Source organism: Sorangium sp. So ce363, from assembly GCF_051520435.1.
Lineage (GTDB): Bacteria > Myxococcota_A > Polyangia > Polyangiales > Polyangiaceae > Sorangium > Sorangium cellulosum_B.
Genome location: NZ_CP150333.1, coordinates 2,181,956 through 2,203,375 on the forward strand (window position 1 = coordinate 2,181,956; position 21,420 = coordinate 2,203,375).

General features: G+C 72.4%; 14 protein-coding genes. 13 read left to right on the forward strand and 1 reads right to left on the reverse strand.

Annotation, left to right across the window (positions count from 1 at the left end; genetic code table 11):
* Positions 1–199 precede the first annotated feature (199 nt).
* From WMF12_RS08470 to WMF12_RS08515, 10 genes are all read left to right on the forward strand, one after another.
* Positions 200–1,372 (forward strand): TolB family protein, encoded by a 1,173-nt coding sequence (locus tag WMF12_RS08470; protein WP_437869914.1) that lies wholly within the window; start codon positions 200–202, stop codon positions 1,370–1,372.
* Positions 1,369–4,905 carry a hypothetical protein gene (locus WMF12_RS08475; protein ID WP_437869915.1) on the forward strand — a complete coding sequence of 1,179 codons (3,537 nt, stop codon included), beginning with the start codon at positions 1,369–1,371 and terminating at the stop codon, positions 4,903–4,905. Before WMF12_RS08470 ends, WMF12_RS08475 begins: the two co-directional genes overlap by 4 nt.
* Positions 4,906–5,071: 166 nt before the next feature.
* On the forward strand, positions 5,072–5,890 hold the full coding sequence (gene pssA, locus WMF12_RS08480; RefSeq protein ID WP_437869916.1) for a CDP-diacylglycerol--serine O-phosphatidyltransferase: 819 nt from the start codon (positions 5,072–5,074) through the stop codon (positions 5,888–5,890).
* A gap of 161 nt (positions 5,891–6,051) precedes the next feature.
* Positions 6,052–6,453, forward strand: coding sequence for a hypothetical protein (locus WMF12_RS08485; RefSeq protein WP_012234257.1), 402 nt, complete (start codon positions 6,052–6,054; stop codon positions 6,451–6,453).
* Positions 6,454–6,664: 211 nt separating this feature from the next.
* Positions 6,665–7,576, forward strand: coding sequence for a cytochrome C assembly family protein (locus WMF12_RS08490; protein ID WP_437869917.1), 912 nt, complete (start codon positions 6,665–6,667; stop codon positions 7,574–7,576).
* Positions 7,577–7,581: 5 nt separating this feature from the next.
* Positions 7,582–9,171, forward strand: a complete 1,590-nt coding sequence (gene hemA, locus WMF12_RS08495) for a glutamyl-tRNA reductase (protein WP_437869918.1) — start codon at positions 7,582–7,584, stop codon at positions 9,169–9,171.
* Positions 9,168–10,073 (forward strand): hydroxymethylbilane synthase, encoded by a 906-nt coding sequence (hemC, locus tag WMF12_RS08500; RefSeq protein WP_437869919.1) that lies wholly within the window; start codon positions 9,168–9,170, stop codon positions 10,071–10,073. The genes hemA and hemC overlap by 4 nt, the downstream gene beginning before the upstream one ends.
* 263 nt (positions 10,074–10,336) lie before the next feature.
* Complete coding sequence (locus WMF12_RS08505; protein WP_437869920.1) at positions 10,337–11,935, forward strand: glycoside hydrolase family 57 protein; 1,599 nt, start codon at positions 10,337–10,339, stop codon at positions 11,933–11,935.
* Between the two features lie 554 nt (positions 11,936–12,489).
* Positions 12,490–13,671 carry an efflux RND transporter periplasmic adaptor subunit gene (locus WMF12_RS08510; protein ID WP_437869921.1) on the forward strand — a complete coding sequence of 394 codons (1,182 nt, stop codon included), beginning with the start codon at positions 12,490–12,492 and terminating at the stop codon, positions 13,669–13,671.
* 44 nt (positions 13,672–13,715) lie between these two features.
* Positions 13,716–16,943, forward strand: a complete 3,228-nt coding sequence (locus WMF12_RS08515; RefSeq protein WP_437869922.1) for an efflux RND transporter permease subunit — start codon at positions 13,716–13,718, stop codon at positions 16,941–16,943.
* Positions 16,944–17,016: 73 nt separating this feature from the next.
* Here WMF12_RS08515 and WMF12_RS08520 read toward each other — a convergent pair whose 3' ends face one another.
* Complete coding sequence (locus WMF12_RS08520) at positions 17,017–18,171, reverse strand: S1C family serine protease (protein WP_437745106.1); 1,155 nt, start codon at positions 18,169–18,171, stop codon at positions 17,017–17,019.
* Between the two features lie 115 nt (positions 18,172–18,286).
* Between WMF12_RS08520 and WMF12_RS08525 the strand changes: the two genes are divergently transcribed.
* From WMF12_RS08525 to WMF12_RS08535, 3 genes are all read left to right on the forward strand, one after another.
* Positions 18,287–19,999, forward strand: coding sequence for a DUF885 domain-containing protein (locus tag WMF12_RS08525; protein ID WP_437869923.1), 1,713 nt, complete (start codon positions 18,287–18,289; stop codon positions 19,997–19,999).
* A gap of 100 nt (positions 20,000–20,099) precedes the next feature.
* The gene (locus tag WMF12_RS08530; RefSeq protein WP_437869924.1) at positions 20,100–20,627 is read left to right on the forward strand and encodes a hypothetical protein; all 528 of its coding nucleotides are present in this window, start codon (positions 20,100–20,102) and stop codon (positions 20,625–20,627) included.
* A 260-nt stretch (positions 20,628–20,887) separates the two neighbouring features.
* Complete coding sequence (locus WMF12_RS08535) at positions 20,888–21,361, forward strand: hypothetical protein (protein WP_437869925.1); 474 nt, start codon at positions 20,888–20,890, stop codon at positions 21,359–21,361.
* Positions 21,362–21,420: the final 59 nt, after the last annotated feature.

Below are 21,420 nucleotides of genomic sequence, written 5' to 3' on the forward strand. Positions count from 1 at the left end.
GCGCCTCGTCAGTGGCAAGCGCGACGGCCACGGGCTCCTCTCAGGAGCGTTCGCCAGCGCGTGATTTTCCGGCAGCAGCAGCCGAGTCGGCCCCTGACCTGCGCCGCCGCCCGGTTCGCCGCGCGCCTCGCCTCGGGCTGACCCGCTGCGGACGCCTCCCCGCGACGGCTCGCCGCTTTCGTACTATGGTCGCGCCGCCATGAAACGAAGGCTGCCCGCCCTGCTCGCCTGCCTGCTGCTCGCCGCCTGCGCCTCCTCGGAACCCCGACCGAAGGAGCCGCTCGGCCAGATCCCGGAGGCGACGACCACGGCGAAGCCCGAGTGGCTTCCCTTCCGCATTCGCGCCGGCAAGAGCGTCGCCGCCGATCCGCGCGAGAAGCACTTCGCCGAGCTCCGGCAGCTCACCTTCGGCGGCGAGAACGCCGAGGCCTACTGGTCGCCCGACGGCAGGAAGCTCGTGTTCCAGTCGACCCGCGACGAGAACAAGTGCGACCAGCAGTACATCCTGGATCTGGAGAGCGGCGAGGTCCGCCGGGTCTCGAACGGCCAGGGCAAGACCACCTGCGGCTACTTCCTCTTCCCCGCGCCCGCGGCCTCTGCCCAGGCGCGCGTCCTCTTCGCCTCCACGCACGCCGCCGGCGAGGCGTGCCCCCCGAAGCCCGACCACTCGCAGGGGTACGTCTGGCCGCTCGACGAGTTCGACATCTACACCGCGAGCGCCGACGGCTCGGATCTCCGCCCGCTCATCCAGGGCAAGGGCTACGACGCCGAGGCGACCGTCGCGTTCGACGGCTCGCGCCTCGTGTTCACGAGCACGCGCGACGGGGACATCGACCTCTACACCGCGAAGCTCGACGGTTCGGACGTCAAGCGCATCACGAGCACGCCCGGCTACGACGGCGGCGCCTTCTTCTCCCCCGACGCGACCAAGCTGGTCTGGCGGGCGAGCCGCCCCACCGGACCGGCGCTCGACGACTACCGCGCGTTGCTCGCCAAGGGGCTCGTGCGCCCCAGCGCGCTCGAGATCTTCGTCGCGGGCGCCGACGGGCAGAACCCGCGCCCGGTGACGAGGAACGGCCGCGCCAACTTCGCGCCCTACTTCCTCCCGGACTCGCGGCGGATCCTCTTTGCCTCCGATTTCAGCACCCCCCAGGGCGCCCGGGGCATGCCCAACTTCGACCTCTACCTTGTCGACTCCGACGCGCCCCCGGCGGCGGACGGCGTGCCGCCCGTCGAGCGCGTGACCTTCTACGAGGGCTTCGACAGCTTCCCCATGTTCTCTCCGACCGGCGAGCACGTCGTCTTCGCCTCGAACCGGCACGGCGCGAAGCCTGGCGAGACCAACCTGTTCGTCGCCCGCTGGGTCGAATGACCGCGCCGCCGTCGCGGACCCGCGCGCCGCTCGCGCTCGCGTCGGCGTGCGCGCTCGCGGGCTGCTCGGGCGCCCCGGCGCAGCCGCCCCGCCCTGCCGAGGCCACCCTCCTGTCGACGGACGCCGCCGGCGCGGCCTACACCTCGCCCGCGCGCTGGAGCTACCATCCGGCGGCGCCCGACGCCGCGGTCGCGTGGGCGCCGTTCGCCGGCGCCGGCTGCGTCGTCGTCGCCCAGGGAGGGCAGCGATGGACGGTGACGCCCGATCCACGGACGTCCACGCCGCCGCCGAGCGCCGCCGGGCCCGCTGCGCAGGCCGCGCGCTGCGCCGGCCAGGGCAGGACGAGCGCCTCGCCTGCGCCGGAGGAGCTCACCGCGATCGTGCGGCGCTCGCCGGCCTCCTGGATGTTCGTCGGCGCGAGCGGCGCCATCTACGAGGCCTCCTCGCCGCTCGGCCAGCTCACGCGGGCGCTCTCTCCGCCCGAGCCGCTCCTGCAGGTCGCGGGCGCCGGCGGCTCGCTGATCGGGGTGACCTGGGGCGGCGGCGTGCTCCGGTGGCGCGAGGAGCTCGGATGGAAGCCGGTGCTGCTCGACGGCGCCGCGGGGCAGGGCGGGGCCCCGTCGCGCGCCTTTGGCGTCGCCATGGCCGACGGCGGCCGCGCGCTCGTGCTCGCGTTGCCGGAGGCGCTGTTCGCCAGCGAGGACGGCGGGGGCACCTGGTCGCGCGCGCCGCTCCCGACGATGGGCCTCTCGCGGGTCGGCGCCCTCGGGGGCGAGCTCCTCGCCGAGGGGCTCCTCGCGTCGGCGACCTGGGATCCACGGCGCACGCCCGCGTTCTCCCGCAGCGCGGCGACGCTCCCCCGGGCCGACGTCGAGCTCGACGTGACGACCCCGCGCGCCCCGTCCGCCTCCGCCGTCTCGATCGGGCGGGCGGCGATGAGCGGCGATCGCTACGTCGAGGCGGTCCGCCCGGAAGACGCCGGCGCGCCGTGGCTCCTCGCGAGCGGCCCCATCGAGGGGCCGCTCAAGGAGGCGGCCATGCCGGGCACGGGCGACTGCGGGAGCATCAAGCTCGGCGCGAACGGCCGGCGCGTCGTCGCGGTGTGCGCCGAGCCGGACGGCGATCGCGTCGTGGCGCGGGTGCTCCGCAGCGACGATGGCGGCGGCGCGTGGTCGCCGGCCGCCACGCTGGAGACGCCGGACATCGACCAGGTCGGCGTCGCGGTGGCGCCCGATGGCGCGGCGCTCCTGACCGGCGTCTGCAAGCCGAGCGACGGCGCGGACAGCTGCAAGCCGACCGCGCCGCTCCTCCTGTCCCACGACGGCGCCCACGACGAGGATCGCGCCGCGGTCGCCCTCGCGGCGGCCCCCACGCTCGGCGCGCCCGCCGTGCTGCCCGCGTTCTCGGCGGACGGGCGCTCCGCGTATTTCCTCGGCTTCCGCGGCAAGGACGAGCGCCTCGCGCTGTTCGTCTCGCACGACGGGGGCGAGACCTTCGCGCCGCGGCCGCTCGACGCGACCGCCGCGCTGCCCGCCCCGCAGGCTGACGGCGCCGAGGACGAGGACGAGGAGGGCGGGCCGGGCGACGGTCCCTCGCCGGAGGGGTTCGACGTCGTCGAGGAGAGCGCGCTGCGCCCGGCGGAAGACGGCGCCGTCGGCCTGCTGCTCTCGGAGCGCGGCTCGCTCACGTACCTGACCGCCGACGAGGACGGCCGGGTGCTCACGGCGACGACCCCGCCGGCGGAGAGCGCGGCGCTCGCCGGCTTCGGGCGGCGCGTGCTCGCGCTCGCGTCGCGCGCGCGAGACAGCGGCGATGACGTCGCGGCGCTCTGGGAGTCGCTCGACGGCGGCGTGAGCTGGGCGGAGCTCCCGGAGATGCCGGCGCTCTCGCGCGAGGTCTCCGAGGCCCAGCTCGCCATCACATGCGGCGCCAGCGGCTGCCTCTTCGGCGACGTGGCGACCCGCGTCGGCTGGGGCGGCCAGGCCGACGGCGCGCTGCCGCGCGCGCCGGAGCCGGCCCCGCGCGCGCAGCCTTCCGCGCGCACGCCCATCGTCTGCGAGACGCTGCCGTCCTCGAAGTGGACGCGCGTCGACCATGTCGACTCGAGCGGCCTCGGCCTGCCCGACGGCGACGAGCTCTTGCGCGGCCGGTCGGTGTGGTCGTTGCTCACGCGCGCCCCGAGCGGCGCCGTCGACGTCGTCTCCGCGATGCTCCCCGAGTCCGGCGCCGGGGAGGCGCGGGTCGTCACGCGATCGCTGCTGCCCGCGGTGCCGGCGGGGCTCGGGCGAGCGCGGGTCGCGACCAACGTCACCTCCCAGATGGAGGGCTACGCCGTGGCGCGCCTGCGGATCCCAGGCGGCGCGGCGGCGCCGGGGGCCCCGATGCGCAACGTCGAGGTCGCCTGGGAGAACTGGATGGATGGCACCTCGGGCCGCGGCACGATCCCCGACGCCGGCCCGTTCGAGCTCGGCGACGTGAAGGTCGTCCCCGACGCCGCGCGAAAGCCGCGCGCGGGCGCCCGGCCGCAGGCCGGCCCGGGAGGCGCGGCCTCGCGCCGCGCGCCGCCCCCCGACGACTTCTTCGATCCCGCGCTCCTGTCGGTCTCGCTGCGCGGGCTCTTCATCAGGCCGCACTCCGACAGCGCTCAGTCGGCGCTCACGTTCTTCTACGAGCCGCCGGGGAAGCTCCAGCGCTTCGACTTCCCTTCCTGGCCCGCGTCGGGCCTTCACGGCAGCCTCGACGTGCGCGCCGATGCGGTCCTGGCGGACGGTCAGCCCGTCGGCGTGGGGATGGTCCGGCAGGCGTCGAACGGCCCGATGATCGGGATGCTGCTCGCCCACCGCCCGGCGCCTCCTGCCGGCGCGTCCGCCGCGCCGGGCCCGGGCGCCGCGTGGGTGATCGATGCCGTCTCGGTCGCTCCGCCGGCGGACCGCGATCGGATCGTGCACACCGACTGGACCTACGCAGGACGGTCGATCGGCGTGGCGACGCTGGTCGCCCATCCCGGGCACGCGGCAGCGTGGTCGATCTTCCAGCCGTTCCGCGGGGATGGCACGCTCGGCCCCGCTCAGCCGCTGCCGACGCCGTTCGACCTCGGAGACGCGCCGCGCCCGTGCTCTGCCGCCGAACGCGCGGCGACCGCGCGCCAGGAGGCGCCGCTCTTCCTCGGCAGCACGGCCTTGTTCCCGGGCACACGCCACCCCGTGCTCGTCGTGGACGCCGCTGGCCCCTCCAGCCCGCCCGAGGTCACGGTGCTCCTGACCTCCACCGCGGTGCTCCACGGTACGCCTGCCGCGCCGTGTGTTGCGGGCTGGGAGGCACGAGCGATCGGACGGGCGCCCCGCTCTGCGATCATCCCCGGCGATCTCGCCCAGGCTTGGTTGTTCCGGGCCGCGGCGGGCTCGGCGGTCGCTGTGGGCGGATCGAGCGGCCCGGCCGTCGAGCTCCGCCCGATGGTGTGCCGCTTCGATCCCGGCGCGGAGGTCCCGGAGGCGGTATGGAGTGAGCCGGGCATGGCGCAGCCCGCGCGTTGAGCGACGGCGGAAAAACAAAAACGACGAATGAAACGAAGCTGACGGTGAGATGAAACGATCCCGGATCCTGGCTCGCGGTAACCTTCTAGCGACTCGCGTGTGCGCTTCGGCGCTTGCGTTCGCGGTCCCTGCGGCGATAGCCTGGCCTGCCTAAACGGGAGGCGGCATGATCCGGAAGCGACGGCGGTTCGAGCTCAGGAAGACGCTGTTCCTGCTTCCGAACCTGATCACGCTCTCATCGATCTTCTGTGGCTTCGATTCCATCCGGCGCTCCGCGACCGCGCACTCGGAAGATGATTTCTACCGCGCCGCGCTGCTGATCGTCTTCGCGATGTTCTTCGACACCCTCGACGGGCGTGTCGCGCGGATGACGAAGACCCAGAGCGCCTTCGGCCTGCAGATCGACTCGCTGGCCGATATCGTCTCGTTCGGCGTGGCGCCGTCGATGCTCGTGTATCAGTGGACGCTGCACCGCTTCGATCTCGCGGGGCTGCTCGTGTCGTTCATCTTCACGGCCTGCGGCGCGGTCCGGCTGGCGCGCTTCAACGTCCTCTCCATGGGTGAGGCGGGCAAGCCCACGAAGCCTTCGAAGTACATCGTCGGCCTCCCGATCCCGGGCGCGGCGGGCATCCTCGTCTCGATCGTGGTCGCGAACCACGCGGCCGCCGGCGAGATCGGCGGCGAGCGCTACGCGTCGGCGATCCTCGCCACCACGACGATCCTGTCGCTGCTGATGGTCTCGACCATCCGGTTCCGCTCTTTCAAGGATCTCCGGCTCAACGTCCGGACGGTGCTCTTCGTGGCGTTCGCTGTCGGGTCGAGCGCGGTGATCTCGACGCAGCTGCAGCCCGCGTTCGTGCTCGTGTGGTTGCTCGGCTTCTACGTGCTGCTCGGGATCTTCGAGTCGCTCTGGCACCTGCCTGCGCGGCTCCGCGGCCTGCGTCGGGACTCGGTGCCTCCGCCCACGCTACCCCCTGCGGCCTGAAGCGCCTGCGGCCTGAAGCGCCTGCGGCCTGAAGCGCCTGCGGCCTGAAGCGCCTGCGGCCTGAAGCGCCTGCGGCCTGATGCGCGTCGGCTCGGGCTCACCCCTGGTGGCCGGCATCGCGACCCAACCGCTCCGGCTCATTTTTGAGTAGACTGCGTGCGATGAAGAACCGCGTGTTCTTTCCGCAGGCCGCGCTCGACGACTGGATCGCGAGCGACCGCGTCGATCTGAACAACGACGAGCTTCTGATCAAGACCGAGGGCCGCCGCTACAAGATCATCGAGGCGATCCGCGTGCTCCGCGAGGTGACGGGCTCGGCGGACATCCACGAGGTCCTCGGCAGGGTCAAGACGCGGGCGTTCCTGCGGGAGCTCGGGGCGGAGATCCTCGAGGGGTCCATGATCATCGGCGACAACGCCTACGACGTGATCCCGGGGTTCATCGGCGCCCCGGTGGGCACGTTCGCCGAGCACCGCAAGGCCGCCCCGGCGGGGACCGCGACCAGCAGCAGCCCGACGAGCGACGAAGAGCTCCTGGCCGCGTTCCTCACCAGCAAGATGTAGCGGCGCCGCGCCCGGTTGCTTGGGCGCCGCGCCCGGTTGCCTCGGCGCCCCCGCCGGCGCGCCACACCCGCGGTGGCGAGGCGCTGCCGATACGGTCTCTCGCGCCCGCCTCTCCCGGCGCATCCGCGCTGTCAGGCCTCGGCCTACGAGAGTACGCTCCCGCCTCTGCGGCCGGCGGGCCATCCCCGGTGAGGCAGGCTATAACGGGGCCATGCCCGAGGTCATCTCCGGGATCAGCTTCGCGCTCGCCCTGCTGTTCTACAGCGCTGCCAGCGCGCTCTTCTTCCTCGACGTCGCCCGCAGCCGCGCCCGGCTCCCCTCCACGGGCGACCTCGCGGGCCTCTTCGGCGCGGGGGCGCGCGTCCACGACCCCGGCGCTCGGCCGAGCGCTGCGGTCGCCGCCTCCGCCTCGCGGCACGCGCCCTTGCTGCTCGGCCTGGGCGCCCTCGGGCACGCGACCTACGTCACGCTCGCCAGCTTCGTCGCGCGGGTCTGCCCGGTGCACTCCGTTCATTTCATGCTCTCGGTCGCGTCCCTCCTCGCGATCGCCGTTTACCTCGTCGCCCGCCCTCGCTTTCGCATCGACGCGCTCGGGCTCCTCATCGGCCCGCTCGGGCTCGCTTTCCTGCTCGGCACGTTCTTCCTCGGAAAGCCGCACCCCGAGCCGAAGCTCAGCCCGCTGTTCATCGCGGCGCATGTCATGGCGAACCTGCTCGGGATCGCCCTCTTTCTGCTCGCCGGCGCCTCCGCGGCGCTCTACCTCGTCCAGGAGAAGCGGCTCAAGCGGAAGCGGCATCTCGAGCGCATGGGCAACCTCCCGGCGCTCGACACGCTCGACCGCGCCATCCATCGCTTCCTGAGCGCCGGCTTCCCCTTGCTGACGCTCGGCATCGTCACGGGGACGTACTGGGCGCACCAGCTCGAGATGGGCAACGCCGAGGAGGTGATGCGCGCCATCTTCGGCTACGCCACATGGCTGCTCATCGCGCTCGTGCTGCTCTTGCGCGCCGCCGCTGGCTGGCGCGGCCGCCGCGCGGCGTACGGCACCATCGCGGGGCTCGCCTGCGCCGGGGCGGTGCTCATCATCTATCTCGTCCGTCCCGCCGCGGGGCTCGGAGGCTAGCGCAGGTGATCTTCGTCGGGCTCTCCCACAAGACCGCGCCCATCGAGGTGCGCGAGCGGCTCGCGATCGGGCGGGATCGGCTGCCCGAGGTGCTCGCGCGCCTCACGGCCCACCCTGCCATCGGTGAGGCGCTCGTCCTCTCCACCTGCAACCGCGTCGAGATCTACGCCTCACCCCGGCAGCAGGCGCCCGCGCCGTCCCGCCCCGGGAGCGCTCCACCGCCGTCCGACGAGGAGCTCTCGCGCGACAACGAGGCGCTGCGCGCCGCCGTCGCGACCCTCGTCGGCCTCGGCGGAGACGCCGTCCGGGGCCACCTCGCAGGCCGCGTCGGGAGCGATGCCGTCCTCCACCTCTTCCGCGTCGCCGCGTCGCTCGACTCGATGGTCGTCGGCGAGCCGCAGATCCTCGGACAGATGAAGGAGGCCATCGAGGTGGCCCGCGGGGCGAAGACCCTCGGCGCCCGGCTCGGCCGCGCGGCTCACCGCGCCATCAAGGTCGGCAAGCGCGTGCGCACGGAGACGGCGATAGGCGCCGGGCAGGTCTCGGTCTCCAGCGTCGCCATCGATCTCGCCCGCCAGATCTTCGCCGATCTCGCCGGTCACACGGCGCTGCTCATCGGCGCCGGCGACATGGCCGAGGCCGCCTCGAAGCTCCTCGTCCGCGCCGGCACCCGCCTCATCGTGGTCAACCGGAGCCCGGACCGCGCCGCCGCGCTCGCCCGCGAGGTCGGCGGCGAGCCTCGCCCCTGGGCCGACCTCGAGCGCTCCGTCATCGACGCCGACATCGTGATCTCGTCGACCTCGAGCCCCAATTACGTGGTCACGCCCGACCTCGTCCGCCGAGCCCGCAAGGCCAGGAAGGGCAGGAGCCTGTTTCTCATCGACATCGCGGTCCCGCGTGACATCGACCCCGCCGTCAACAAGCTCGACAGCGTGTACCTCTACGATGTCGACGACCTCTCGCAGATCGTGGCGCAGTCCGTCGAGGGGCGCGCCGCCGAGGCGGCGCGGGCCGAGGCGATCGTCGCGGACGAGGCGCAGGCCTTCGAGGCGTGGACGCTCGAGCGCGCCCTGACGCCCACGATCGTCGGCTTGCGAGCCCGCACGCGATCCATCCTCGCGGCCGAGGTCGAGCGCAGCCTCTCTGGCAAGCTCCGGCACCTCGGCGTGGCCGAGCGCCAGGCCCTCGCGATGATGATCGACGCCGCCACGAACAAGCTGCTCCACGTGCCCACCACCCGACTCCGCGCGATGGCCGGCGATCCCCGCGTCGCCGAGCACGTCGACTCGCTCCAGGAGCTGTTCGACATCGACGGCGCGCCGTCCGAGAACGCCGCCGCCTCGGCGCTCGCCGAGGGGGAGATGCGCGGCGCGGTGGACGGGCCTCCCACGCCTCGCTCCGCCCGCGGGGCAGCGCCTCCCGCCTCCGGCGCTCGAGGCGGTGCCTCGCCCCGGCACGCCGATCCGCGCCACCAGGCTGCAGAGGACAACGGCGTTTACGCGCGGCAGCCCGGCGGGCGCCCCGCCGAGGCGGGCGTCATGGCCGTCGCGAATCCAGCCGCGGCCGTGAGCGCAGCTGGGTTAAAGGGAGCGTGATGCCCACGGAGCTCACCCTCGCCACGCGCCGCTCGGCGCTCGCCCTCGCCCAGTCCCGCGCCTTCGCTCGTTCCCTCGAAGCGGCGGTGCCCGATCTCTCCCTGCGCGAGCTCGAGGTGGTGACCTCGGGCGACAAGACGCAGGATCGCTCGCTCCAGGACATCGGCGGCAAAGGGCTGTTCATCAAGGAGCTCGAAGAGGCGCTCCTGGACCGGCGCGCCGACTTCGCGGTCCACTCGATCAAGGACGTCCCCGCCGAGATCGCCCCGGCGCTGTGCCTCGCCTGCATCCCCGCGCGGGAGGACCCTCGCGACGCGCTCGTCACCCGGAGCGGCGCTTTGCTCGCGGAGCTGCCGGCGGGCGCCCGGGTCGGGACCTCGAGCCTCCGCCGGGCGGTCGCGCTGCGCGAGGTGCGCCCGGATCTCGTGATCGAGCCGGTCCGTGGCAACGTCGACACCCGGCTCCGCAAGGTGTTCGACGGCGTGTTCGACGCCGTGGTGCTGGCGCTCGCCGGCCTGAAGCGGCTCGGCCTCGAAGGCCGCGCCACGGAGGTGCTGTCGCCCGAGGTGTCGTTGCCCGCGATCGGACAGGGCGCGCTCGGCATCGAGTGCCGCACGGCGGACGACAGCGTGCGTGGCGTCCTGGCGACGCTCGCGGACGCCGAGACCACGATCTGCGTCTCTGCCGAGCGAGCCGTGATGGCCGCGGTGGAAGGCAGTTGCCGGACGCCGGTGGCCGCCTATGCGGTGCGGGACGGCGACGCGCTGTGGCTTCGGGCGCTCCTCGCCGAGCCCGACGGCTCCCGGTTGCGAAGGGCGGAAAGGCGCCTGTCGTGGCCCGGAAACACGCACGAAGCCGAGCGCCTCGGAGCGGACCTCGGGGCGGAGCTCAAGAAGGGTTGATGCGTGTAACTCGACTGGAAGGCTGCCACGTCCGGAACATTTCTAGAATGGAATTGATAAGGGATCTCCGCACCATGCCGGGATGAACGGTCCCCTGGCGATGTGATCGCCAGCGCTCGGCGCGCAAGCGCCTCCAGGCGGAGCCCGTCGGCCCGCGCCTTGCGCGCCGCCGCCCATGACCGGCGCGTTCGCCGCGCGCTTCCCGCGCGGGCGCGACCGTGCGAGACGACAGCCCACCGGCGGTTTCCCGCCTCCAGCGTTCCATGCCGGGCTACGTCGCCCTCGTCCTCCACGCTCACCTGCCGTACGTGCGTCACCCCGAGCACGTCCGCTCCCTGGAGGAGCGCTGGTTCTTCGAGGCGCTCTGGGAGTGTTATCTCCCCCTGCTCGGGGTCCTCGATCGCCTCGCCGCCGACCGCGTCGTCGCCCCGCTGACCCTCTCCGTCTCGCCGTCGCTCCTCGCGATGCTGCGCGACGAGCTGCTCCTTCGCCGGTTCGAGGACCACCTCCGCCGGCTCACCGCGCTGGCGGCCCGGGTCGAAGCCCGCTTCGCCGGGAGCGGCTTCGCCGGGGCCGCCGCGCTCTACCGCGCGCGGCTCGCGGACGCGGCGAGCTCGTGGGAGGCGCTCGGCGGCGATGTCCCGGGCGCCCTGGTGCGCCACGCCGGGGCGGGCCGCGTCGAGCTCCTCACCACGGCCGCGACGCACGCGTACCTGCCGGGACTGCTCGCCACGCCGGCGTCGATCCGGGCGCAGCTGCGGCTCGGCCGCCGCGCCTTCGCGGCCTTCACCGGCGCGCCCGAGCCTCGCGGCCTCTGGCTGCCCGAGTGTGCTTACGCGCCCGGCCTCGACGCCGATCTCGCGGCGGCGGGCGTCCGCTTCACCGTGCTCGACGCCCACGCGCTCACGCTCGCCGCGCCGCCTGCGTCCGCCGGCGCGTCCGTCCCGGTGCTCTCGCCTGCCGGCCTCGCGTGCTTCGGGCGCGATCGCGACAGCGCGCGCGAGGTCTGGTCGCGCGACGCCGGCTATCCGGGTCACCCGGTTTATCGCGAGTTCTACCGCGACGTCGGGCTCGACCTGCCCGAGCGCGAGCTCGAAGGGGAGGTCGGTCCCGACGGCACCCGGCTCATGACCGGCCTCAAGCTCCATCGCGTGACCGGGCCCGGCCCCGACAAGGCGCCGTACGACCCGGCCCGCGCCTCCGCGCAGGCGCGCGCGCACGCCGCGGACTTCGTGGCCCGCCGCGAGGCCGCGCTCGCGTCGATCCGCGGCGTGAACGCCCCGCCCATCCTGGTGGCCCCCTACGACGCCGAGCTCTTCGGCCACTGGTGGCTCGAAGGGCCCGAGTTCCTCGAGCACGCCCTGCGCCGCCTCGCGGCCTCGGATCGCGCCGTTCCGATCGCGCTCGGCGCGTACCTGGAGCGCCATCCGCCCGTCGAGGTCGTGGAGCCTGCCGCCTCGACGTGGGGCGAAGGCGGGTTCGGCGCATTCTGGACGGGCCCGAGCGCGTCCTCCCTGTGGCGCCACGCGCACCACGCCGAGCGCGCCGTGCTGGGCGCGCTCTTGAGTTGCCGCCACGCGGGCGGCCTGCCCGGCCGCGCGCTGGACCAGGCGATCCGCGAGCTCCTCCTCCTTCAATCGAGCGACTGGGCCTTCATGATGTCGGCCGGGGAGATGGCTTCCTATGCGGAGGCGCGCGCCCACGCCCACGCGACCCGCGCCCGCCGCCTCGCGTACCTGGCCCAGCAGCCCACGACTTCGCCCTCCGACGTGGCGTGGCTCGACGCGCTTTGCGCGCTCGACCCTTTCCTCGCCGAGCTCTCGGGCCCTGTGCTCCGAGGCGCCTTCGACCCGTGGCGCTGAGCCGGCGTTCCTCCGCGCCGCTCGCCTCCGGATCTCCCGCGCTCCAGGGGCAGATCTCTTTCCGGTAAAGAAGAATTAAATTGTGTTAAAATATTGTGCGAAGGTACTTCGCATGATCGCCGACCGTCCTCGCCACGGCGGTCGACTCGGTGGGAGGGCGTGTGCGCCCCGCGGCGGTGCCCTCGGCGCCTCTTTTCGGGAGGGTGACCCGCGATTCACCCGCCCGTTTCATCGCCGGCCGCCGGCCGCGCGACCCGGCGCACATCTCCCAGCACGTTTTTCGCGGTCATGGCGGCATGAAGTGCGAGAGGGACGGAGACCTTGTCCGGAACACCCCCTTGATGACCGGCCGGTCAGCACCCTAGTGTGTTGCCCGCCAGCTTTGCTCCTGGACCGCACCGGCAGGCGCTGGCAAAGAACCGGGCGGACTCCCCATGACACATCCTCCTTGCGGACCCGAGCGCCGTTTCGCTCGATGGGCTCTCGGCGCTCGTAGCGCCGCATCGAATCACTCCCGCGCCGCCGTCGTCGCGGCGCTGCTCGCTGCGCTCGCGGTGCCCACGTTGACCGGCTGTCGCCGCCCCGAGGCGGACGCGCAGCCGTCGCCGGCGCGCGACACCGCGGCGCCACGCCAGAAGCCCGCGGTGCACTTCGGGAAGGTGACCGCGCGCCCGCTCGCGCAGACGCTGGACGTCAGCGGCACCCTGGTCGCCGACGAGACGAGCGAGGCGGCGACGCAGATCGGCGGCTTGGTCGTGAGCGTCGCGGTCGACGTGGGCTCACGGGTCAAGAAGGGCGATCCGCTCGTCGTGCTCGACGCGCGCAACGTCGCGCTCCAGTCGCAAGCCGCGTCCGCGGCCGTCGCGCAGGCGCGGGCCAAGCTCGCGCTGCAGGACGGCGCGTCGCCGAAGGGCATCGATCCCGACCAGGTGCCGGAGGTCCGGGCCGCGAAGCAGAGCATGGAGCTCGCGAAGTCCGAGGCCGAGCGCGTGAAGCAGCTCTACGACCAGGGCGCCGTCCCCCAGTCGACCTGGGACGCGGCGCGCACGCAGGCCCAGAACGCGACCGCGCAGTACGAGGCCGCGGTCAACGGCATCCGCGCGACCGTCGCGGCGCTCACGTCCGCGCAGGCGCAGGCGGGGCTCGCCTCGAAGGCGGTGTCCGACACGACGGTGCGGGCGCCCTTCGACGGCGCGATCGCCGAGAAGCGGATCAGCGTCGGCGAGTACGCCAGCCCGGGCCGCGTCGTGGCGGTCGTGGTCCGCGACAACCCGCTGCGGCTGCGCATCGACGTGCCCGAGGCGGACATCGCGCACATCGAGGTGGGCAAGCCGGTCAGCGTCTCGGTCGCCTCCTTCCCCGATCGCCTGTTCCCGGGCGTCGTGAAGCGGATCGGCGCGAGCCTGAAGGCCTCGTCGCGCACCCTGCCCGTGGAGGCCGAGTTCGACAACAGCGAGGGCAAGCTCCGCCCCGGCCTCTTCGCGCAGGGGCAGCTGGCGCTGACCGGCGAGTCAAGAACGGCGATCCTCGTCCCCGAGTCGGCGGTCGGCACCTCCGGGACGAGCGCGCGCGTGTTCGTGAAGTCGGGCGATCGCGTGACGGAGCGGCTCGTCAAGCCCGGCCGCAAGATCGATGGCCTCGTCGAGGTCGTCGGTCCGCTCGCCGAGGGGGATGAGGTCGCGATCGACAAGGTGAGCGAGCTGGCGGACGGCATCGAGGTCGCGGCGGCGCAGTGAGCCGAGCGCACCGCGCGCCCCATTACTGAAGAAAGGTAGCGACCATGCAATGGCTCGCGGCAATCTGCATCCGTAGGCCGGTTTTCGCCTCGGTGATCGTCCTGCTCCTGACGGTGCTCGGGGCGTTCTCCTACTTCGGCCTCGGCGTGGACCGGTTTCCCAAGGTCGAGTTCCCGTTCATCGTCGTGACGACCGTCCTCCCCGGCGCAGCGCCCGAGGAGGTCGAGACGGAGCTCTCCGACAAGATCGAGTCGGCGGTCAATACGATCAGCGGCATCGATGAGCTGCGCTCGGCCTCGGTCGAGGGGCTCAGCCAGGTCATGATCTCCTTCCAGCTCGAGAAGGACGTCGACGTCGCCGCGCAGGAGGTGCGCGACAAGGTCGAAGGCATCCTCGCCGATCTGCCGGAAGGGATCGATCCGCCGGTGGTCGGCAAGCTCGATCCGGATGCCGCGCCGATCCTCACGCTCGCCGTCTCGTCTCCGAAGGCGGACGTCCGCTCGGTGACGGAGTTCGCCGACAAGACGCTCCGGCGCGAGCTGGAGTCGCTCGCCGGTGTCGGACAGGTGCTGCTCATCGGCGGCCGGAGCCGGCAGATCAACATCTGGATCGATCCGGAGAAGCTCGAGAAGTACTCCCTGACCGGCGGCGTGGTGGCCCAGGCGCTCGCGAGCCAGAACGTCGAGATCCCGGCCGGCCGGATCGAGCAAGGGGGCAGGGCGCTCACCCTGCGGACGCGCGGCCGCGTGCAGTCGGTCCAGCAGATGGCGGACATCGTCCTCGCGAACCGCGACGGCTACTCCGTGCGGCTCGGCGACGTCGCGGAGGTCCAGGACGGCATGGCGGAGCCGGAGTCCGCCGGCTTCCGCGGCCTCGATCCTGCCGTGCTCCTCAGCATCCGCAAGCAGAGCGGGACGAACACCGTCGAGGTCATCGACGGGCTGAAGGCGCGGATCAGCGAGGTGGAGAAGCGCCTCCCCGAGGGGTACAGCATCGCCATCGCCCGCGATCAGTCGGAGTTCATCAAGAACTCGGTCCACGCCGTCAAGGAGCACCTCGTGCTCGGCGCGCTGCTCGCCGCGATCATCGTCGCGCTCTTCCTCGCGAACGCCCGCAGCACGATCATCTCGGCGATCGCCATCCCGACGAGCATCATCTCCACGTTCGCCCTGATGAAGGTGGCGGGCTTCACGCTCAACGGGATCACGCTCCTCGCGCTGACGCTGGCGGTCGGCATCGTGATCGACGACGCGATCGTCGTCCTCGAGAACTGCTACCGCTGGATCGAGGAGAAGGGCGCGAGCCCGTGGGAGGCGGCGCTCCAGGGCACGAAGGAGATCGGGCCCGCGGTGCTCGCGACGACGCTCTCGCTGGTCGCCGTGTTCCTCCCCGTCGCGTTCATGAGCGGCATCGTCGGCCGCTTCCTGAACTCGTTCGGCCTCACCATGGCGTTCTCGATCCTGGTCTCGCTGATCGTGAGCTTCACGCTGACGCCCATGCTGTCCGCGCGATGGCTGAAGAAGCCGGAGAAGCACGACGCCAGTAGCTCCAAGGAGTCGCGCTTCTACGGGCCGATCGAGCGCGGCTACATGGCGATCCTCCGCTGGTCGATGGCGCACCGCTGGGTGATCGTGCTCGCCTCGCTCCTGGCGCTGTTCTCGATCCCGGTGCTGGGGGGCATGGCCAAGTTCAACTTCCTCCCGATCGAGGACGAGTCGCAGTTCCAGGTCAGCATGCGCGCGCCCGAGGGCGTGAGCCTCGACGGGACGCGCGTCATCGCCACGCGGCTCGCGTCGGACATCGAGAAGCTCCCCGGCGTCTCGTACACGCTGACGACGATCGGCGACGATCCGCAGAAGACGCCGAACATGGCCACCATCTACGTGAAGCTCAACCCGGCGGAGCAGCGCGCGCTGTCGCAGCAGGACCTCATCGATCGCGCCCGGCGCGAGCTCCAGCCCAAGTTCGACGCGGAGAAGCTCCGGGCAAACATCGGCCCAGTGCCCGCCTTCTCCGGCGGCCAGAACACCCAGATCGCCTACCAGGTGCAAGGCCCCGACCTCCAGAAGATCGGCCAGTACTCCGACGTGCTGCTGCAGAAGCTCAAGGCGATCCCGGGCGTCGTCGATCCGGACACCTCGCTGCTCGTGGGCAAGCCGGAGATCCGCGTGGTCATCGACCGCAAGAAGGCCGCCGATCTCGGCGTTCAGGTCGGCGACGTGGCCAGCACCCTGCGGCTCCTGGTCGGCGGGTACAAGGTGTCGACCTACAACGAAGGCGGGGAGCAGTACGAGGTGCGCGCGCGCGCGCTGCCGAGCTTCCGCTCCGACAAGGAAGGCCTCGCGAAGATCACGGTGCCGTCGACCAAGCTCGGCGCCGTGACGCTCGACAACGTGGTGTCGTTCGCCGAGGGGACGGGCCCGTCGCGCATCGAGCGGTACAACCGGCAGCGGCAGGTCATGCTGACGGCGAACCTCGAGGCGGGCTACTCGCAGCAGACGGTCATCCAGGAGCTCGACAAGGCCGTGGCGCAGATGAACCTCGCGTCCGGCTACTCCGCTGGCCCCGTCGGCGCGTCGAAGGAGCTCGTCAAGATGATGAAGAGCTTCCTCGTCGCCCTCCTCCTGTCGCTGGTCTTCATGTACCTCGTGCTCGCGGCGCAGTTCGAGTCGTGGCTGCACCCGATCACGATCCTCCTGTCGCTGCCGCTGACGGTGCCGTTCGCGTTCATCGCGGTCATCATCTTCCGGCAGTCGCTCAACATCTTCTCGCTGCTCGGCATCGTCGTGCTGTTCGGCGTCGTGAAGAAGAACTCGATCCTCCAGATCGATCACACGATCAAGCTGCGCGAGCACGGCTTGCCGCGGGCGCAGGCCATCCTGGAGGCGAACCGCGACAGGCTCCGGCCGATCCTGATGACCACGCTCGCGTTCGTCGCCGGCATGATCCCGCTCGTCGTCTCGAGCGGCGCGGGCTCGGGCACGAACCGCGCGACCGGCTTCGTGATCATCGGCGGGCAGACGCTGGCGCTCCTCCTGACGCTGCTCGCGACCCCGGTCGCCTACTCGCTGTTCGACGACGTCTCCTCGTGGCTCAAGCGGATCCTGCCCTTCATGCGGGGCAGCGACGACCAGGGCGAGCCGCGCGGGGCGGGGGAGGGCGGCGTCGCTCCGGCGGGGGATGGGGTCGTCGCGGCGGGGCACCGCGGCGCCGCGGCGCGCGCCGCCGTCGCGCACGACGCGGGCCGGCCGGCGCCGGCGCAGCTCGACTAGCAGCACCCCGACCGCGCTCCGGGGCCGCGGCGCGCCGCGCCCGGCCCCCTTCGCTACCGCGGCGAGGCGCCGCTCACTGCGCTTCGCCGTGGACCTTGCGCAGGATCACCTCGAGCAGCCCGTCGAACGCGTCGCGCATCGCCCAGGCCTGGGCGGCCTCGTCGTCGAGGCCAGCCGCCTTGCGCCGTCCCTCGACGAGCGCGTTCCTCGGGCCCCTGCACGCGGGGCCGAGCCGGCGCTCCATGTCGAGCGAGGCGCCCGCGTAGACGTGATAACAGGACGCGAAATCCCCCTGGTTGTAGAGGGGCGAGCCGACCTGGATCGCGCCGTCCATCGTGCGCGCCAGCACGAGCAGGTCACCCTCGGTGCAGCCGCGGAGGATCGCGAGCGCGTGGTGAGGCACCGATCGCTTGACCGCCGGCAGCCCTTGCTCTTCGTCGGCCGTCTCGGCCGCGAACGTCGAGAGCGGGACGGGATCGGGGCGCACGAGCAGCCGCTTGAGGTAGTCGGCGGGCACGCCGAAGTTGAGGTTCTGCCCCTGCGTCGAGACCGCCGCGGCGACGCCGATCACCTCGCCGTGCTCGTTGAACAGCGGGCCGCCCGAGGAGCCTGGCGCGATCGGCGCGGAGATCTGCAGCAGCGTCAGCTCCGGATCCACGACGCGGACCGCGCTCACGAGGCCGTTCGACACGGTGTCCGCGAGGCCGAGCGGATGGCCGATCGCGACGACCGGATCGCCGGGGCGGACCGCGCCGCTGTTGCCGAGGGAGAGCAGCGGGAGCCTCCGAGGCGCGTGGATCCGGACGATCGCGAGATCTCGAGCCTCGTCGAACGCGAGCACCTCGAGCACCGGGTGCTCGCTCTGATCGGAGAGGACCACCTTGAGGTCCGGCATCCCGGCGACGACGTGGAAATTCGTCGCGATCCAGCCGTCCTCGCGGACGAGGAAGCCCGCCCCGAGCGAGCCGTCGCCGCGGATCGTGACGACCGCCGGCATGGCGCGCGCCGCGATCTGCGCTGGCGTCATCGCCGCGGGCTGTGACGCGGAGATCGCCGGCTGGCTTGCCGAGCTCGCGGTGCAGCCGAGCGCCGCGATCGCCGCCGCGGCGACGAGCGCCGAGACGCGCGGCCAGGCGCGCCGCTGCGGGGGTCGGGGGCGCGATGGAGGAGCGGCGCAGGAGGGCCGGTCGTCGTCATGGAGCTCGCCTGGCAGGCTGCGGTGGTTCATGTCGCTCCCCGAGGCCGCCGCGTGAGCGACCTCCCTCCAGCAAGCGTAACGAAGACCCGACGGATCGTCTCGCGCGCCCGGAGAAAAACCGGTCGTGGCCGCATATGCTGTCGCGGTGAGCCAAGACCACGACGCGCGTGATCCTATCTTCGCCCTCAGCGACGAGTTCGTCGAAGCCTTCGCTGCCCGCTGTCCTGCCCATGCCACCCTCGCGGGCATCCCCTGCGACGAAGGCGCCTGGAACGACTGGAGCCCGAGCGGCGCCGCGTCCTGGGCCTCCACGGTCGCGTCCTTCCAGGAGCGGCTCCGCTCGCTGCCGCCGCCGCGCTCCGGGGCGGAGGCGCGGTGGGGTCGCCTCGCACGCCGTGTCATGGCGGATCACCTGGACGAGCGGCTCGACGATTTCCGTCACGGCGAGCACCTGCGCGATCTCAACAACATCGAGTCGGCGTTCCAGCACCTCCGGATGGTCTTCGACCTCATGGATGTCCACAGCGCCGCCGGCTGGGAGGCCATCGCGTCGCGTCTGGAGGGCCTGCCGCGCGCGTGCGACAGCTACCGCGCTTCGCTCGAGGAGGGGCGCCGGACGGGCCAGGTCGTCGCGCGTCGCCAGGTGTTCGCCGTGATCGAGCAGGCGCGCTACCAGGCGGGCGACGCGTCGTTCTTCCTCACGCTGCCGGCCGCTCACGAGGCGTCGGGTTGCGGCGCGGGCGCCGGCCGCGCACGCGTCGTCGACGGCGTCGAGCGGGCGCGCGCCGCGTTCGGCGCGCTCGCCGGCTACCTGGAGCAGACGTACCTGCCGAGCGCGCGCGCCGCGGACGCCGTGGGAGAGGAGCGCTACCTGCGCCTCTCGCGCCGCTTCCTCGGCGCGAGCATCGACCCGATCGAGACGTACGCCTGGGGGTGGTCCGAGGTGCACGCCATCGAGGCCCAGATGGCGCGCCTCGCCGCCGAGATCCTCCCCGGCGCGTCGCTGTCCGAGGTGATCGATCTGCTCATGACCGACCCCGCCCGGTGCGCGCAGGGCGCCGACGAGTTCCTCCGCATCATGTCCGAGCGCCAGCGAAAGGCGCTCGCCGATCTCGACGGCGTCCATTTCGACATCCCGGCGCCCATCCGTCACATCGAGGTGAAGCTCGCTCCGCCGGGCGGCGCGCTCGGCGCCTACTACGTGCCCCCGAGCGACGGCTTCAAGCGGCCCGGCACCGTCTGGTATGCGCCCGGCACGAAGCAGGCGTTCCCGCTCTACGAGGAGATCACCACGGCGTACCACGAGGGCTTTCCTGGCCATCACCTGCAGTGCGCGCTCCAGGTGCACCTCGATGACCGGCTGAGCCGACTCCACCGCTTCCTGGTGACGAACTCCGGCCACGCCGAGGGGTGGGCCCTCTACGCCGAGCAGCTCATGTACGAGCTCGGCTATTTCGAGCGCCCCGATTACGTGCTCGGGATGCTCGCGGGCAAGCTGACGCGCGCCTACCGCGTCGTCCTCGACATCGGCATGCACCTGGAGCTGCCGATCCCCCGGGACGCGCCGCTCCACGCCGGCGAGCCCTGGCGCTACGAGATCGCCGTCGAGTACCTCCAGCGCCGGGCCTTCCTCCCGCTGGATCACGCGCACAGCGAGGCGACGCGCTACCTGGGCTGGCCGGGGCAGGCGATCTCCTACAAGGTCGGCGAGCGCGTCGTCCTGGAGCTGCGCGACACGCTGCGGCGCCGCCACGGCGAGGCCTTCGATCTGAAGGCGTTTCACGCCAGGGTGATCGGCTCCGGGTCCGTCGGGCTCGACCACCTGCGCGAGATCGTGCTCGACGACGCCGCGCACTGAGCGCGCGTCAGACACGCGCTCGTCAGACACGCGCGTGGCCGCGCGTCGCCCGACCGCTTCGCGCCTCGACGCGCGGCCACGCGCGTGCCAATCGACGCGGGTGAGCGCTCCCCCAGCGAACGAAGCCCCCGAGGCGCGGCCGGACGGCTCGGACCTCTGCACCGCGTGCGGCCTCTGCTGCACGGGGCTGCTCTTCGACGTCGCGCCGCTCGAGGAGCACGAGCTCCCGCGGGCCGAGAAGCTGCGCCTGCCGCTCGCTTGCAATCGGTACCACGACGCCTTCAGCCTGCCGTGCCCCTGCCACCTCGACAGGAAGTGCACCGTCTACGAGATGCGCTTCTCCGTGTGCAGCAGCTACGAGTGCGGCCTGCTCCGGCGCTGCAAGGCGGGCGAGGTGCCGCTCGGCGAGGCGCTGTCCCGCGTCGAGCGCGTGCTGCGCCTGACGGACGCGGTGCGCGCGCGGGTGCCGCCGCTCGTGCCGCCGCGTCCGCTCTGGGACGAGGCCCGCGAGCACATCCGCCGGCGTGACGCCGAGGACCCGTCGCCGACGTGGCAGGGCGAGCGCGGCGCGCTCGTCGCCGCGCTCGGTGAGCTCCGGGTCGCGTGCAGGGAAGGGCTCGATCCGTAGCGCCGGCGCCTCGCGAGGGCCGCGGGAAATGGTCTTTCCCATGCCGGGGTCCAATCCGCGGGGCGCTTCAACGTGCTTTGGAGATCTCCCTCTCCCTGTCCTGCAAAGATCTCCAGGTCCCCCAGGACACCGACGAGCGCGGAGACTCCCATGCTTCGTCCAGGCCGAGCGTGATCCGCCCTCGGCTGCGCGGGCCGCGCCCTCGTCAACATGCTTGTCTCGGCCTCCCGGCGGCCGGCTCCACGCCGTATATACGACCCATGGAACCGACGATCCGCCGGCTGACCAACAAGTATTCTGCCATCACTGCAGTGATCAGCTTCGTCACTCAGCCCATTCCCGGCGCAGATGAGTTGATCGTGGTTCCCATTCATTACTCCTTCTCCGTGTCGCTGACCCGGCGCCGGGGCGCGCCGCTCCGCAGGGCTCCGTGGCTGCAGGTGAGCAAGATCATCTGGGGTGGAGCGGCCGTAAGGCTCTTCGCCAACTTCACGCTCGGCCTCGTCCCGGTCGCCGGTCTCTTCTCCAATGCGGTCACCGCCGTCGCCTTGACGGAGTTCCTGGGCCGCTACCTCGACGCCGCGCTGAGCAGCGAGGCGCCGCCTCCCGCGGTCTCCATCAGGGCCATCAGGGATGCCCTGCGGAACCCAAGGCGAGCGCGGAGCGCTCAGCGGTTGTGGTTCAGGATCCGCCGCGCCGTCCGGGAATCCGTCCCTGCGCCGACTCCTGGTTGAGGCGCCTTGTCCCGCTGGACGGGAAGCTCGGAGCTCGCGCGGCCTCGGGGCGCCCGGCG

Excerpts from the sequence above, each read along its gene's own strand:
- WMF12_RS08470 (WP_437869914.1), top strand. The coding sequence starts at position 200 with ATGAAACGAAGGCTGCCCGCCCTGCTCGCCTGCCTGCTGCTCGCCGCC.
- WMF12_RS08475 (WP_437869915.1), top strand. The coding sequence starts at position 1,369 with ATGACCGCGCCGCCGTCGCGGACCCGCGCGCCGCTCGCGCTCGCGTCG.
- pssA (WP_437869916.1), top strand. The coding sequence starts at position 5,072 with ATGATCCGGAAGCGACGGCGGTTCGAGCTCAGGAAGACGCTGTTCCTG.
- WMF12_RS08485 (WP_012234257.1), top strand. The coding sequence starts at position 6,052 with ATGAAGAACCGCGTGTTCTTTCCGCAGGCCGCGCTCGACGACTGGATC.
- WMF12_RS08490 (WP_437869917.1), top strand. The coding sequence starts at position 6,665 with ATGCCCGAGGTCATCTCCGGGATCAGCTTCGCGCTCGCCCTGCTGTTC.
- WMF12_RS08505 (WP_437869920.1), top strand. The coding sequence starts at position 10,337 with ATGCCGGGCTACGTCGCCCTCGTCCTCCACGCTCACCTGCCGTACGTG.
- WMF12_RS08515 (WP_437869922.1), top strand. The coding sequence starts at position 13,716 with ATGCAATGGCTCGCGGCAATCTGCATCCGTAGGCCGGTTTTCGCCTCG.
- WMF12_RS08520 (WP_437745106.1), bottom strand. The coding sequence starts at position 18,171 with ATGAACCACCGCAGCCTGCCAGGCGAGCTCCATGACGACGACCGGCCC.
- WMF12_RS08535 (WP_437869925.1), top strand. The coding sequence starts at position 20,888 with ATGGAACCGACGATCCGCCGGCTGACCAACAAGTATTCTGCCATCACT.